At 52.9% G+C, this 14,457-nt stretch carries 13 protein-coding genes and 1 pseudogene; 3 read left to right on the top strand and 11 right to left on the bottom strand.

The genetic code is table 11. The annotated features are described in order from the left end of the window. The 8 genes and pseudogenes from ABF287_RS11085 to uxaC form a co-directional block, all read right to left on the bottom strand. Positions 1 to 630 (bottom strand): annotated as a pseudogene (locus ABF287_RS11085) (mannitol dehydrogenase family protein); the annotation flags it as partial. Between the two features lie 90 nt (positions 631 to 720). After that, the gene (gene kduD / locus ABF287_RS11080; RefSeq protein ID WP_347185068.1) at positions 721 to 1,464 is read right to left on the bottom strand and encodes a 2-dehydro-3-deoxy-D-gluconate 5-dehydrogenase KduD; all 744 of its coding nucleotides are present in this window, start codon (positions 1,462 to 1,464) and stop codon (positions 721 to 723) included. A 9-nt stretch (positions 1,465 to 1,473) separates the two neighbouring features. Further along, positions 1,474 to 2,304: a 5-dehydro-4-deoxy-D-glucuronate isomerase gene (kduI, locus tag ABF287_RS11075; RefSeq protein WP_347185067.1), complete on the bottom strand. Its 831-nt coding sequence runs from the start codon at positions 2,302 to 2,304 to the stop codon at positions 1,474 to 1,476. Between the two features lie 50 nt (positions 2,305 to 2,354). Further along, complete coding sequence (locus ABF287_RS11070; protein WP_347185066.1) at positions 2,355 to 2,672, bottom strand: cupin domain-containing protein; 318 nt, start codon at positions 2,670 to 2,672, stop codon at positions 2,355 to 2,357. A gap of 29 nt (positions 2,673 to 2,701) precedes the next feature. Then, positions 2,702 to 3,982, bottom strand: coding sequence for a TRAP transporter large permease (locus ABF287_RS11065; RefSeq protein WP_347185069.1), 1,281 nt, complete (start codon positions 3,980 to 3,982; stop codon positions 2,702 to 2,704). A gap of 31 nt (positions 3,983 to 4,013) precedes the next feature. After that, positions 4,014 to 4,544 (bottom strand): TRAP transporter small permease, encoded by a 531-nt coding sequence (locus ABF287_RS11060; RefSeq protein ID WP_347185065.1) that lies wholly within the window; start codon positions 4,542 to 4,544, stop codon positions 4,014 to 4,016. 132 nt (positions 4,545 to 4,676) lie between these two features. Next, positions 4,677 to 5,657, bottom strand: a complete 981-nt coding sequence (locus ABF287_RS11055; protein ID WP_347185064.1) for a TRAP transporter substrate-binding protein — start codon at positions 5,655 to 5,657, stop codon at positions 4,677 to 4,679. Positions 5,658 to 5,693: 36 nt separating this feature from the next. Further along, positions 5,694 to 7,103, bottom strand: a complete 1,410-nt coding sequence (gene uxaC / locus ABF287_RS11050) for a glucuronate isomerase (protein ID WP_347185063.1) — start codon at positions 7,101 to 7,103, stop codon at positions 5,694 to 5,696. Positions 7,104 to 7,342: 239 nt separating this feature from the next. Here uxaC and ABF287_RS11045 point away from each other — a divergent pair, with 239 nt between their 5' ends. Continuing rightward, positions 7,343 to 8,053 carry a GntR family transcriptional regulator gene (locus ABF287_RS11045; protein ID WP_347185062.1) on the top strand — a complete coding sequence of 237 codons (711 nt, stop codon included), beginning with the start codon at positions 7,343 to 7,345 and terminating at the stop codon, positions 8,051 to 8,053. Next, the gene (locus tag ABF287_RS11040; RefSeq protein ID WP_347185061.1) at positions 8,043 to 8,948 is read left to right on the top strand and encodes a sugar kinase; all 906 of its coding nucleotides are present in this window, start codon (positions 8,043 to 8,045) and stop codon (positions 8,946 to 8,948) included. The genes ABF287_RS11045 and ABF287_RS11040 overlap by 11 nt, the downstream gene beginning before the upstream one ends. A 90-nt stretch (positions 8,949 to 9,038) precedes the next feature. Here the strand turns inward: ABF287_RS11040 and ABF287_RS11035 are convergent, their stop codons facing one another. After that, positions 9,039 to 10,553, bottom strand: coding sequence for an aldehyde dehydrogenase (NADP(+)) (locus ABF287_RS11035; protein WP_347185060.1), 1,515 nt, complete (start codon positions 10,551 to 10,553; stop codon positions 9,039 to 9,041). A gap of 188 nt (positions 10,554 to 10,741) precedes the next feature. Continuing rightward, positions 10,742 to 12,046 (bottom strand): xylose isomerase, encoded by a 1,305-nt coding sequence (xylA, locus tag ABF287_RS11030; protein ID WP_347185059.1) that lies wholly within the window; start codon positions 12,044 to 12,046, stop codon positions 10,742 to 10,744. Between the two features lie 301 nt (positions 12,047 to 12,347). Here xylA and ABF287_RS11025 point away from each other — a divergent pair, with 301 nt between their 5' ends. Continuing rightward, the gene (locus ABF287_RS11025; RefSeq protein ID WP_347185058.1) at positions 12,348 to 13,610 is read left to right on the top strand and encodes an ROK family protein; all 1,263 of its coding nucleotides are present in this window, start codon (positions 12,348 to 12,350) and stop codon (positions 13,608 to 13,610) included. Here the strand turns inward: ABF287_RS11025 and ABF287_RS11020 are convergent. Next, the gene (locus ABF287_RS11020) at positions 13,607 to 14,455 is read right to left on the bottom strand and encodes a hypothetical protein (protein ID WP_347185057.1); all 849 of its coding nucleotides are present in this window, start codon (positions 14,453 to 14,455) and stop codon (positions 13,607 to 13,609) included. The two genes, ABF287_RS11025 and ABF287_RS11020, sit on opposite strands and share 4 nt — an antisense overlap. Positions 14,456 to 14,457: the final 2 nt, after the last annotated feature.

Below are 14,457 nucleotides of genomic sequence, written 5' to 3'. Positions count from 1 at the left end.
TTCTGCTTCGATCCAAGCCGCCAAATCGTCGGACATCAAAGCTGCCAATTCCAAAACCACGCCGCGCACAACACGGCCATTGTCCGGCAGGTTGTCACAGGTCATCACCGTGAAAGGACGCAAGCCCTCAGCGCGGCGAGCTTCCAATGCGCGCACAAGAAACCCAAGCGCAGAGGCAGGATTTGCAGGGTCGGCAAGGTCTTGAACAATGTCAGGGTGGCTTTGCAGCAATTTGCCCGTCGACGGTTCGTGGCAATAGCCTTTCTCGGTGACAGTAAGCGTGACGATTTTGACGTTTTCATCAATCATCGCGTCCAAAACAGCCGCAGGGTTTTCAGGCGCCACAAGAACGTTTTGAACAACTTCGACGTGGTGCGGAATGGGACCCGTTGGCGCCAATTCAAGCGCGGTATAAACGCAATCTTGCGGGGCAAGTTTGTCGCGCTGACCTGGGGATTTCAATGAAACACCGGTGATGCCCCAATCACCGCCAGTTTTCTCCATAGCCTCAGCCACATAAATCGCAGCATGCGCACGGTAGAAGGCGCCAAGACCCAAATGAACGATGCCCACTTTCGGTTGGGAAACGTTGGAGCGGCTGATCCGCGGAAGTGTTGTCGTTTGGGTCATGAAGTCAGTATCCTAGGGCGTTAAAGGTCGTCATTTAGGTCATTGGATTTCGACGCGCGACAGCTTCGGTGCAGCGCGCCGCATTTGAGGTCAGCGCGCCAGCCAACCACCATCTACATTCAGCACAGCTCCGGTCACATATTTTGCAGCCTTAGAGACAAGATAGGCCGCTGTGCCACCGATATCCTCGGCATCGCCCCAACGCCCCGCCGGAATGCGCGCCAAAATGGCGTCATTGCGTGCAGGATCGTTGCGCAAAGCTTCGGTGTTGTTGGTGGAAATGTAACCAGGTGCAATTGCATTCACAGTGATGCCATGGGCGGCCCATTCATTGGCCAAGATCTTGGTGATCCCTGCCACGGCATGTTTGGACGCTGTGTAGGCCGGCACGCGAATGCCGCCTTGGAAGGACAACAAAGACGCGATATTGACGATCGATCCAGTTTCGCCCTTAGCCAGAAGTTCTTTGCCAAAAGCCTGACAGGTAAAGAACAACGCCTTTTGGTTGACGTCCATCACCGCGTCCCAGTCTTCCTCGGAATAGTCCACGGAATCCTCGCGACGGATGATGCCAGCGTTGTTGACCAGAATGGACACCCCTGCCCCTTTGAACACGTCTTTGGCGGCCATAGGATCAGCGAAATCGAGAGACAGGCTTTCACCTGTCCCCCCGTTTTTCTCAATGATCGCGACGGTTTCATCACAAGTGCGACGACCAGCACAGATCACATGCGCGCCTTGGCCCGCAAGCGACACAGCGATGGCTTGGCCGATGCCCGTGTTGGCACCTGTGACCAAAGCTTTGCGGCCTTCAAGAGAAAATAGATCAGACATATTTTATCCTTAGCGCATTTCAGACGGTTGAACGAAATCCATATCGGTGTAGTCGACGTTGTCGCCAGCCATCGCCCAGATAAAGGTGTATTCACCGATGCCTGCGCCAGAGTGGATCGACCATGTTGGCGAAATCACAGCTTGCTCATCCGCCACAACGAGGTGACGGGTTTCTTGTGGTTCGCCCATGAAGTGGATCACGCGGGACTCGTCAGCCATGCCCCAGTAGAGGTAGGCTTCCATGCGGCGATCGTGCACGTGCGCTGGGATGGTGTTCCAAACGGAGCCCTCTTCAAGTGTGGTGTAGCCCATGACCAACTGGCAGCTTTCCATCACCAGCGGGTGGATGAACATTTTGATGGTGCGTTTGTTGGATGTGGCAGCTTCGCCCATCTCAACTTTTTTCGCGTCTTCCACTGTGATCAAGCGGGACTCATGCGTTTTGTGCGCGGGGCAAGACGTGATGTAGAAACGGCCGTTTCCGGAAAACGTCACAGCGCCAGAGCCCATACCGAGGTACAAAACATCGCCCTTTTTCATCGCGTAAGACGTCCCGTCAGCTTCAACAGTGCCGTCTTCACCGATGTTCACGATGCCCATTTCACGACGCTCAAGGAAGGTTGCGGTGCGGGTTTCGTCCACTTTGTCCAGTGTCAAAGAACCGCCAGCAGGCACAGCGCCGCCCACAGTGAAGCGGTCGTAGTGCGTGTAAACGAGACGAATTTCGCCGTCTGCGAACATGCCTTCGGCCAAAAAATTGTCACGCAGGGCTTGGGTGTCCATGCCTTTAGCGTGCTCAGGGTGGATGGCGTGGCGGGTTTCAACGTTGAGTTTGGTCATGGTCTTCTTTCTGTTCTCAATTGGCGAGCGGTTCTGGGCCAGACCGTCAGTTATAAAAAATCGTCGCGGCGCGGCGTGAAGGTATCAACTAGTCTGCCAGATTCGTGACAGACGCAACCATGCACTGCATTTGACGGAATGACAAAGCTATCACCTGCTTTTACGTCAAATTTTTCTCCATCGATGGAAAAAGTAAAAGACCCACTTTCCACATAGGTGGATTGGATGTGTGGATGGGAATGCAAAGCGCCCTCCCCGTCTTTTTCAAAGGTAAAAGAGACCACCATCAAGTTTTCATTCTCCGACAACACTTGGCGGCGCACATGGGCGTCGACTTGGATTTCTGGGAATGTGCGAACATGGGACATGATGGTCTCCTTTAAATTTTAGATCGAAACTAGTGGAACAAGGACGGCAGCCAGAGCGACAACGATGGAATGTATGTCACCAGCATCAGCGTAAAGATGGACGCGAAGTAGAACGGCCAAATGGTGCGCACAGCGTCCCAAATTGGGATGTTGCCAACAGCACAGCCAACAAACAGTACGGACCCAACGGGTGGTGTACACAGGCCGATGCCAAGGTTGAGGATCATAACAATACCGAATTGGACAGGATCGATGCCAAAGGCTATGGCCACAGGCAAGAAGATCGGCGTGGTGATGACGATCAGCGGCGACATATCCATGAACGTGCCCAAGAACAGCAGCAATACGTTGATCAACAACAAGATCACGATGGGGTTGTTTGACACGCCCTGCATGAATTCAACCAGTTGCGCAGGCACGCGCATAAAGGCCAAAAGCCACCCAAAGGCAGCAGCACAGCCGATGACCAAAAGCACCATCGCAGTTGTCCGCACGGCCCCTTTGACGGCTTCAATGAACTCAGGCAACGACAGTGACCGGTAAACGAAAAAGGCAACAGCCATGGCGTAAACAACAGCGACACATGAACTTTCAGACGCCGTAAAGATGCCAGAGCGCACGCCACCAAAGATAATGGCCACCAAAATCAAACCTGGCAAAGCAGAGATCAGCAAGGTCACAACCATACGCGCACCTGGGAAGGCTTCGGTTGGGTAACCGCGACGGCGTGCAACGATGTAGGCCGCCAACATCAATGACAGCGCCAAGATCAGGCCCGGAATGATACCAGCTGTAAACAGATCAGCGATAGAAATGCGTCCACCCGCAGAGATCGAGTAGATGATCAAGTTGTGTGAAGGTGGCAGCATCAATGCAATTATTGACGAGGTCACAGTGACGTTCACGGCATAATCGGCGTCATAGCCACGCTCGACCATTTGCGGCACCATAAGGCCACCGATGGCGGAGGTATCCGCAGCAGCAGAGCCAGAAATCCCGCCAAATAAGACGGACGCCAAGATGTTCACCTGACCAAGACCACCTTTAAAGTGACCGACAGCAGCACCAGCCAGCGCCACAAGACGCCGCGCGATGTCGCCGCGCACCATCAATTCACCCGCAAAGATAAAAAACGGGATCGCCATAAGTGAGAACACCGAGACGCCCGAATTCAAGCGCTGGAACACCACCACAGGCGGCAGGCCCAAGTACAAGACAGTGGCGAAAGACGACACGCCCAAACAGAACGCCACAGGCGTGCCGATGAATAGCAAAAGAGTGAAAGTGCCAAACAGAACCCAAAGTTCCATACCGGGACCAATAAGATCAGCAATACCCATATCAACGGTCCTCTTCAGGAAGTTCGGTTTCGCCAAAGCGGGCGGTCACCATGCCGCAAGAGCGGCGCAAAATACGTTCCACGGAGAAAAGCGCCATTAATGCGCCCCCCATGATGATAGAAACAAAGGCCCAACCGCCAGAAATTCCGATGTTCGGAATGGTGGACTGCCATGTTTTTTCGGCCAGTTGCGCACCGTAGATGATCATGCCAAGTCCAAAAGCCGTAATTACCAGATCAGAGATCGTGTAGAGCACGTTTTTCACGCGCTGCGGCAAGAGATACAAAAGCACATCAAACGACAGGTGGTATCCTTCGCGTGTGCCAACGGCTGCGCCTAGGAAAATGAACCACCCCATAATCAAAACGGACCAGCTTTCGGTCCACGTTGGCGTGTTGGTCAGAACAAAACGCCCGAAGACTTGATAGGCGATAAAGGCGGTCATCAAAACCAAGCCTACGCCTGCAAGCCAAAGCGACGCGCGGGCAATCCAAGCCATCACGCGCGCGACTTTCTTCATAAATTTCTGCATATTACCGCCTCTGGGTTGGCGAACTGACCCTGCAAATCATGGGGCGGCACTGGGCCTGCGCATCCACGGAACACGGTCGATCATGTGTTTAAGTGGCGTCAGGGATCATTGCCCCTGACGCCGGAAACTGAATTACTCAGTTGCTTGGATACGTGTTACGAGATCTTTAAGTTTGTCTGTTGTGACATACTTTTCGTACACGGGAACCATGGCTTCGATGAATGGTGTTTTGTCGATATCAGTGATGATTTCAACGCCAGCCGCGCGGACTTTAGCTTCGGACGCTTTTTCACGTGCTTCCCAAAGCTCACGCATCACTGGAACGGATGCTTTTGCAGCCGCTTTTACAGCCATTTGCTCATCCGCAGACAATTTGTCGTAAGACGCTTTGGACATCACGAGCACCTCTGGAACGATGAGGTGTTGGTCAAGTGTGTAGTAACCAGCAACTTCGAAGTGACCTGAAGATTCAAAAGATGGCCAGTTGTTTTCCGCACCGTCGATAACGCCAGTTTGGATAGAAGAGTACACTTCGCCGTAAGGCATTGGTGTCGCATTTGCGCCAACAGCAGAAACCATGTCAACGAACAAGTCAGACTGCATCACGCGGAATTTAAGACCTTCGAGGTCTGCCATTTTCGTGATTGGGCGTTCCTTGTTGTAGAATGAGCGTGATCCACCGTCGTAGAACGCCAAACCAACAAGGTCGTGTGCTTCAAATGCAGCCAAGATTTCTTCGCCGATCGGGCCGTCCATAACCTTGTGCATGTGCTCAACTGAACGGAAGATGTATGGCAAAGATGGGATCTTTGTTTCTTCGATGATGTTGTTGAATGGTCCAAGGGACACGCGGTTAAGGTCGATCACGCCGAACTGTGTTTGCTCGATGGTGTCTTTTTCTTGACCGAGCTGCGCGGAGTGGAACACTTCGATGCACAGCTTGTCGCCTGTTGCGGCTGCGAGCTCAGTGCCCATAGCTTTCACAGCTTCGACCGTTGGGTAACCGTCTGGATGTGTGTCAGATGAACGCAATGTCACCTCACAGGCTGTTGCGGACACTGCAGATGCCGCGATCAACGCGATGGCTGCCGTAAAGGATTTAAAGTGGGCCATGTCGTCTCCTCCCTGAAGACTAAATGCTCAACCTGATCAGAGCTTGTAAGCCTTTTTGACCAAGTTATAGGTGAGGTCGTGAGCGACCTCATGAGCCTCGTCTAAATTGAGACGCCCTGTGGCGACCAAAGTGGCGAGATATCCAGAATCCACACGGCGGGCCACATCGTGGCGGGCCGGAATGGAGCAGAATGCGCGGGTGTCGTCATTAAAGCCGACAGTGTTATAAAACCCTGCTGTTTCGGTGCAGTTTTCGCGGAAACGCTTCATGCCCTCAAAGCTGTCGTGGAACCACCAAGGCGGCCCTAGGCGCAGCGCAGGGTACACGCCAGCCAGCGGCGCAAGCTCGCGGCTTTGCGTGGTCTCATCCAACATGAACAAGATCACAGTCAGATCACGCTCCATGCCAACTGCGTTCAGCAAGGGCTTCAAATTGTTTACAAATTCTGTTTTCGACGGGACATCAAAACCCTTGTCACGGCCGAACATTTCCATCATCGGTGCAGAGTGATTGCGATGCGCACCAGCGTGGATCTGCAGCGTCAAACCATCATCCAAGGACATGCGCGCCATTTCGGTCAGCATGTGCCCACGGAATGCGTCCGCCTCATCCGCTGTGCATGTGCCTTTGAGCGCCTTTTGGAACAGCTCATTGGCCACTTCAGGGCTGAAATCTTCGGTACGCGCCGTCGGATGACCGTGGTCAGATGACGTGACGCGACCGACCTCTTTAAAGTATGCACGACGGCTGCGGTGCGCGTTCAAGTACCCTGCCCAAGTGGCCGTATCTTCGCCCGTCAGCGCGCCCATTTGCGCAACATTGTCGGCAAAGCCTTCGAACTCAGGATCAATCACATTGTCAGGACGGTAGGCAGAAATCACAGTCCCGTTCCAATCGCTTTCAGCGATGGTTTTGTGATGCTGCAAGTCGTCCAATGCCATTTCAGTGGTGGACAAGGCCTCGATGTTGAACCGGTCATACAAAGCACGCGGCTTGAACGCGTCAGTTTTCAAACAGGCATCAATGTGATCGTAAATCTCTTGTGCGGTGTCGCCATTCAACGGCGTATCAAGGCCAAAGACCTCTTGAAACGCGTGATTGAGCCAGATGAAAGACGGCGTCCCGCGCAACAGGTAGAAATTTTCGCCGAAAATCTGCCAGATTTTACGAGGGTCCTGTTCGACAGCGCCACCATCTGCGCGCGGCACACCCAACGTGGTTAGATCAATGCCCTGCGAGCAGAACATCCGAAACACATAATGATCGGGCGTCACAAACAAACGCGCAGGATCGGGGAAGTTTTCGTTTAACGCGAACCAAGATGGATCGGTGTGCCCATGCGGTGAAATGATCGGCAAATCCTTGATGCCATCATAAATATCGCGTGTGAGACCGCGGGTGCGATCCTCAATTGGAAACAAGCGATCTTGGTCGAGTAGTGTCATTCGATTCTCCCACCACCCCTTTGATTTAGTATTACTTTTCAATAGCTTTTCAGCGATTGCAGTAAGGGGTGTTCATTCCTCTAGTAATCTAATATGCTAGCTGTTAAATCATGTCAACGCAGCTTCACACCTGTTAAGCTGAAATACGACACCAGCAAATCTTGCGGTGACACAAGGATTGAACTTCGGAGCAAAAATTGTGCATATTGGCTAAACTGAGCACGGCAAGGAGATTACGGATGACACGAGACTTAAAACTACAAGCGCTAACACAAGAGCGCAGTCCCTCTGTCACCGACGTCGTATATGAAAAACTCTACAACAGCATTGTGAGCCTAGACATGCCGCCGGGGACCAAGCTCTCTGAAGCAGATGTCGCCAGCAAACTCGAAGTGTCTCGCCAGCCCGTACGTGATGCATTCTATCGCCTAAGCCAACAAGGCTTTCTGTTGATCCGCCCGCAACGCGCCACTGTTGTTACAAAAATCTCCACCGCTGCTGTACTCAAGGCGCGCTTCATTCGCACCGCATTGGAATTGGAAACGATCTGCACGGCAATGAAACAAGCGACCGCCGAAGATATCCAAGCGCTGGAAGACAATATTGATGGCCAACAAAGAGCCATAGAAAACGAAAAACGCGATGAATTTCACGAACTTGACGACGCGCTTCACGCAAAAATTTGCGCTATTGCAGGCCACCCAGAAGTCTGGACTTTGATCAAAGACAACAAAGCCCACATGGATCGCGTCCGCTATCTGTCGCTCAACAATGAAGGGTCTCAAATCGCCCATGACGAGCACGCTGAAATATTGAAAGCGTTCAAATCCAAGAACAAACACAACGTTATCGAACTCATGCGCGCGCACCTGAACCGCATCGCTGACTCTATTCACACTATTAGAGCCGCACATATAGAATTTTTCGAAGAGGAAGACCGTGAAAACTAAAACACTTTTGACAATCGGCGAATGCATGGTTGAAATGGCGCCGGATGGGCATGGCAAATACGCTATGAACTTCGCGGGTGATACGTTGAACACCGCGTGGTACGCAAAGCGTTGCCTTGCAGGTCAAGACGACTATGCCGTGCGGTACCTGACAACTGTGGGCACAGATGGCATTTCAGACAAGATGCTCGACTTCCTCGACACGTCTGGTGTCGAAACCACATACGTCAGCCGCACCAGCGATCGCACTGTCGGTCTTTACATGATTCAACTGGCCAATGGCGAACGGTCCTTTGCGTATTGGCGCGACAATTCTGCGGCAAAACTGCTTGCGGCGGACCCAAGCGCGCTGGATGCTGCCTTTTCTGGCGATCAGATTTTGCTGTTCTCTGGGATCACCCTCGCGATTTTATCGCCCGAACATCGCCAGAACCTTATCGACGCTTTGGCGCGCGCGCGCAGCCAAGGGGCGCAGGTGGTTTTTGACACCAATATTCGCCCCCGCCTTTGGGAAAACCCTGAAGCGACGAAACTCTGGTTGTCAAAAGCAGCATCTATTGCTGACGTCATGCTGCCCTCTTTCGACGAAGAAGAGGAAATGTTTGGGGATACAAAGCCGCAAGACACCGCGCTACGCTACCGCGACCTCGGTGCACACACTGTGATCGTCAAGAACGGCGCACACGAAATGTATGCATGGTCACAAGGCGAAGGCGGGATTTCGATCTCTCCAGAACCCGTGACGCCCGTGGACAGCACAGCAGCTGGTGACAGCTTTAACGCTGGCTACATCACAGCGCGGATGCAAGGGGCCAATCTGGAAGATGCGTTGCGCGCAGGCATGACACTTTCTGCGCAAGTGGTACAGCATCGTGGTGCGCTCGTCGCTCTCTAGGGCTCAGCAAAAAGTCGCGAAAACACTGCGGTCACTGAAATAGAAATGGGGCGCACACTTCCCGCAGAGGGAGATGTGCGCCCCAATTTTTTAGGCGATGTCTGTAGGCAAAACCGCCGCAGGAATGTTTTGGTAGCTTACAGGACGCAAGAACCGGCGAATGGACATTGTGCCCACTGAGGTCGCGCCAAAGTTCGTTGATGCTGGGTAAGGTCCACCATGCACCATCGCCTCAGACACTTCGACACCTGTTGGGAACCCGTTCGCCAAAATACGACCCGCTTTGCGCTCCAAAATAGGCATCAAGCTGCGCGCATCTTCGGCATCGGCATCATCAAGGTGCAATGTGCACGTCAATTGCCCCTGCAAAGCCTTCGCAATGGTCCGCATTTCATCCATGTCTTTGGCGATCACGATCATGCCAAGCGGTCCGAACACTTCTTCACCAAGCTCTTCATTCGCCAACCAGTTTTCACCAGTGGTTGCGAACAAGTACGGTGACGCATTGCGCAAATCGCAAGTCGAGGTGAGCAATTCTTGCACGCCTTGGGTACCAGCTATCGTCGCATGTCCAGAACGGTACGCTGCCGCAATGCCGTCTGTCAGCATTGTTTGCGGCCCAATTGGCTCAAGCGCTTTGGTCGCCGCTTCCACAAATGCATCCGCGTCAGGGCCTGCGACCACAACACTGATACCTGGGTTGGTACAAAACTGCCCTGCCCCCATTGTCAACGAACCAGCCCAGCCGGCAGCGATTTCAGCGCCACGGTTCGCCAAAGCAGCAGGCATAAAGAACATAGGGTTCACAGAGCCAAGCTCGCCAAAGAATGGAATAGGCTCAGGACGCTGCGCACACAAATCAAACAAAGCACGACCACCGGCCAAAGACCCAGTAAATCCAACAGCTTTGATCAAAGGATGCTGTACGAGTGCAGCACCAACTTCACGTGTGCCGCCTTGGATGAAAGAGAACACGCCAGGGTGCAAATCACAGGATTTAATCGCAGCGTGAATTGCTTCAGCCACGATTTCACCAGTTCCAGGATGCGCAGAGTGACCTTTGACAACAACTGGACACCCAGCAGCAAGCGCCGCCGCGGTGTCACCACCAGCGGTGGAAAATGCAAGTGGGAAGTTTGAAGCGCCAAACACGCCGACAGGACCAACAGGACGCTGCATCAATTTGATTTCAGGACGTGGCAATGGTGCGCGGTCAGGCAATGCTTCGTCAACGCGACGATCCAAGTAGTCCCCCGCAAGAATATGCGACGCGAACAAACGCAACTGACCCGTTGTTCTGCCACGCTCACCTTGCAAACGTGCTGTTGGCAACCCTGTTTCTTCTGAACCGATTTGGGTAATCGCATCAGCGCGTTCTTCGATTTCATCCGCAATTGCGTTCAGAAAATCTGCGCGCGTTTGACGCGATGCGTAGCCAAAGCTCCAGAATGCTTCTTCCGCGACTTCTGCAGCAGAAGCAACCAATTCAGGCGTCCCAACGCTAAATTTGTGGGCCGATCCTGTTGCAGGTTCAGACTCGAAGACATCCTTTGTACCGATCCATTCACCTGCAATGAGATGTTTTCCGTGTGGGGTAAATGTCATGCGACTACCTTTCCAGCACCAATCCGGTGCGACGTTAAACCTTAAGACTCAGATTGCCGCTTGCGTGCAATCTTACGCCGCTGTCACGCGACACGTCAATTATCATACTAATTAAATCTTTGTGCCACTAATGCAACCCCAGAGGCAGCAAAATCGTTAGAAATTGCGCCTCCTGCCGGTTGCATCTGTCAAACGTAGGTATTCACCAAGTTCTCAAGCCGTTCTTGTCGCCCTGAGCGCGGTTCTGGGTTCACATTTTGCGTCTCAACACGGTGCGCGATATCTTCAAGTGTGCCCTCAGACAACATTTCTTGGTTGGCAGGCGCATCCCAATCCGCATAGCGCTCGGAACGAGCCGCCTCAAGCTTGCCATCCTCAAACATCTTTGCCGCAGCCTTGAAGCCACGAGCACAGATATCCATGCCACCCACGTGAGATAGGATCAAATCCTCAGGGTCCAAAGATTGACGACGGATGCGCGCATCAAAGTTGGTGCCACCTTGACCAAATCCACCAGACTTAATCACTTCATAATAGGCCAAAGCGGTCTCAGGCACGTTGTTCGGGAACTGATCTGTATCCCAACCCGATTGGTAATCATTGCGGTTCATGTCGATCGATCCTAACATGCCGAGCGATCCCGCCAGCGCCAATTCATGCTCAAACGAATGCCCTGCCAAAATGGCGTGTCCCTGCTCAAGGTTCATTTTGACTTCATTCTCAAGCCCATAGCGCTTGAGGAACCCATAGACTGTGGCAACGTCAAAATCATATTGGTGCTTGGAAGGTTCTTGCGGTTTGGGTTCGATCAAGATCTGACCGTCCCAGCCCATTTTATGTTTGTAGTTCACCACCATCTCAAGCATCCGCGCCGCCTGATCCGCTTCACGTGTCAAATCGGTGTTGAGTAAAGTCTCATAGCCTTCACGCCCACCCCACAACACATAGTTCGCCCCGCCAAGTTTGATCGTGGCATCCATGCACGATTTGATCGTGGCCGCTGAATAGGCAAACACATCTGGGTCAGGGTTGGTCGCAGCCCCAGCCATAAACCGGCGGTGGGTGAAAAGATTAGCCGTCCCCCACAAAAGCTTGGTTTTGGAGCTCTCAATCTTGCCTGCGAAGTAATCAACAACCTCTTCAAGATTACGCTTACTTTCGGCAAAGGTTGCACCTTCGGGACGGACATCTAGGTCATGGAAACAAAAGAAGGGCACATCCAAAATATCGAACATCTCGAAGGCCACATCAGCCTTGAGTTTGGCGTTTTCCATACCGCCATCGAACCAAGGCCTATCAAACGTGCGCCCGCCAAAAGGGTCCCCGCCCTCGTAAGCAAAGCTGTGCCAATAGGCGACAGCAAACCGCAGGTGCTCATCCATGCGCTTGCCCAAAACGATCTCTTCAGGATTGTAGTGCTTAAACGCAAACTCGTTTGTGCTGTCTGCACCTTCATATTTGATCTGTGGAATACCTTTGAAATAATCGGTCATGGCAGCTTGATCCTTTTGACATCGCGCCGCAGGTTTTACTGGCGCGCTTGAGAAACTGTTGTGGGAGTTCAAAACATAGACCACGCAAACAACGGCACGCACCATCGCAAGTGCGCCCATTGAATTGCCGAGAATTGCTGTCGAATCTTCTCCCTTGTGCCGAGTTTCGTTCAATTTAATTTATCTGTCAAAATAAATAGCTGTGATTTTGGTTGAATCCGTCTCATAATGAGTGAAATATGTTGAAAAATCGCCGAGCAACCGCAACAATCCTTTCGCATTAATACATCGTGGAAATTAAATGGACACCCTCCAACTCAATCGACAGCATAGCGTACACGCCGAAACCCTTGGATGCGGGCCAACATTTACAAGTACGCGACAACATCAGACACCTCTGCCACGGCAAGTCATCGATGTGGTGCGCGCCCACGGCACCATCGCGCGGGGCGACGTCGCGCGAAAGCTCGACATTTCACCGGCAACCATGACGTCCCTTTCGGCAGACCTCATAAACAACGGCTTCATTGCGGAGACTGAATTGAAACGCCCTCAGGCCCAAGACAGTCTACGCGGGCGGCCCCCTGTTGGACTGACCATCTCTGGCACGGCAGGCTACAGCATTGGGATCAAGATTTCCGATCAGTCCAATTCAGCGGTCATCCTAGATTTCGCGGGTAAAAAGGTTGGCAATCTATCGCAGTCGGTGGTGCAGGCACAGCGCAGCCCCAACGACATTGTGCGCGAAACGCGCGCCTTGATCGAAGCCATTTTACGGACCACAAATTTGGCAATCTCTGACGTCACCGCCGTCGCTGTTGGCGTCCCTGGAATGGTGGATTTCACCGCAGGCCGCGTGATTTGGTGTCCCTTCATGCAAGAAACAGACGTGGCATTGCGCGACCTTTTGCAAAACGCCTTAAAGCTGCCCGTGCGGATCGACAATGACGCAAACCTTTTGACCTTGGCAGAACTTTGGTTTGGCGCGGGGCGTCACCGCGAAAACTTCGCCGTGGTGTCCATAGAGCACGGCGTTGGAATGGGGCTGGTGATCGACCACGAACTCCGCCGTGGCGGCATGGGTCTTGGGATGGAACTTGGCCACAGTAAAGTGCAGATGGATGGCGCGCTGTGCCGCTGTGGACGACGCGGCTGTCTTGAAGCGTATATTGCCGATTACGCCTTGGTACGCGAAGCCTCAACAGCGCTGAAAACGGCGCAGATCAGCCCTGACACGCATGAAACGCTGGAAACCCTTTATGCGCAGGCCAAAGCAGGTGATCAGGTTTCGAAGGCCATTTTTTCGCGTGCAGGCAAATACTTAGCTATGGGTTTGGCCAACGTCGTCACCCTATTTGATCCCGCAGCGATCCTATTGTCGGGCGAACGATTGAAATTTGAGTACCTGTACGAGGAAAACGTCATCGCTGAGATGCACCACCTCACCTTCAACGAGGGCAGAACACCCACGCCTGTTGAAATCCACGCTTGGGGGGACCTCATTTGGGCGCAGGGCGCAGCAGCCTTGGCGTTAGATCACGCAACCGATCTATTGATTTCTTAGGGTTTGGCGTATTCCACATAGGCAAAAGCCACCCCATCGGGCGACCAAGACGGCACATTGATCGTGCCCTGCCCGCCATACAGCGACACAAGCGTCGTCGGCGTTTTGCCTTTGCCAGTGAACAGGCGCAACTCCACCTCTTTGCCAGCGGGATGACCTTCGGTGCCCGTTGGATAGGCAAGGTAGATGATTTTGTCACCATCAGGGGACGGATGCGGGAACCAATTGACGCGATCGTCATCTGTCATTTGCTCTAAATCTGAGCCATCCAAACGCACCCGCCACAGATCAGACGACCCATTGCCGCCGCGTTCGGAATTAAACCAAATCCAATCGCCGTCAGCGGTGAAATCAGGGCCATCATAGTGGTGGTCGCTTTGCACCACGCAAGTTTCATCACCACCCTCAATCCCAATCGTGTAGATGCCAAACACCCCATCCCGCACAGCCGTATAGGTCAGCGTTTTGCCATCAGGTGACACGCCATGCCACCAAGATGGACTGTTGGGAGTCACGCGGGTTGGATCGGCATCCTCGGTTTCATCGCCCAAGCGTTGCGTCCAAATCACCGACCCTTCGCCGTAGGTATGATCGGAAAAGATCAGAGTTTCACCATCGGGCGTGATGCCGTGATCGTTGTTGAGCTTTATGCAGAGCCCCGTGTCGATTTCCCACAGCTCAGGATTTTCCAGATCAACCCAAAACAGGCTGCCCTCACCATTGACGATCAAAGCATCGCCTTCAGGCGTCCAATTTGGGGCCTCGATGTGCATATCCGTTTCTAAAATCGGAAAGGATTTTCCCTCTTCGAAATCATACACCATTACGCGTGAGGTCCAGCTCATGT

The sequence above is a fragment of the Pacificibacter sp. genome, assembly GCF_039769035.1.
In the GTDB taxonomy this organism is placed as follows: Bacteria; Pseudomonadota; Alphaproteobacteria; order Rhodobacterales; family Rhodobacteraceae; genus Celeribacter.
This window is presented reverse-complemented; position numbering and strand designations above follow the sequence as displayed.

Coding starts and splice junctions, on each gene's coding strand:
- ABF287_RS11020 (WP_347185057.1), bottom strand. CDS start 14,455: ATGAGCTGGACCTCACGCGTAATGGTGTATGATTTCGAAGAGGGAAAA.
- kduD (WP_347185068.1), bottom strand. CDS start 1,464: ATGTCTGATCTATTTTCTCTTGAAGGCCGCAAAGCTTTGGTCACAGGT.
- ABF287_RS11035 (WP_347185060.1), bottom strand. CDS start 10,553: ATGACATTTACCCCACACGGAAAACATCTCATTGCAGGTGAATGGATC.
- ABF287_RS11065 (WP_347185069.1), bottom strand. CDS start 3,982: ATGGAACTTTGGGTTCTGTTTGGCACTTTCACTCTTTTGCTATTCATC.
- ABF287_RS11025 (WP_347185058.1), top strand. CDS start 12,348: ATGGACACCCTCCAACTCAATCGACAGCATAGCGTACACGCCGAAACC.
- kduI (WP_347185067.1), bottom strand. CDS start 2,304: ATGACCAAACTCAACGTTGAAACCCGCCACGCCATCCACCCTGAGCAC.
- xylA (WP_347185059.1), bottom strand. CDS start 12,046: ATGACCGATTATTTCAAAGGTATTCCACAGATCAAATATGAAGGTGCA.
- ABF287_RS11055 (WP_347185064.1), bottom strand. CDS start 5,657: ATGGCCCACTTTAAATCCTTTACGGCAGCCATCGCGTTGATCGCGGCA.
- uxaC (WP_347185063.1), bottom strand. CDS start 7,103: ATGACACTACTCGACCAAGATCGCTTGTTTCCAATTGAGGATCGCACC.
- ABF287_RS11060 (WP_347185065.1), bottom strand. CDS start 4,544: ATGCAGAAATTTATGAAGAAAGTCGCGCGCGTGATGGCTTGGATTGCC.
- ABF287_RS11070 (WP_347185066.1), bottom strand. CDS start 2,672: ATGTCCCATGTTCGCACATTCCCAGAAATCCAAGTCGACGCCCATGTG.
- ABF287_RS11045 (WP_347185062.1), top strand. CDS start 7,343: ATGACACGAGACTTAAAACTACAAGCGCTAACACAAGAGCGCAGTCCC.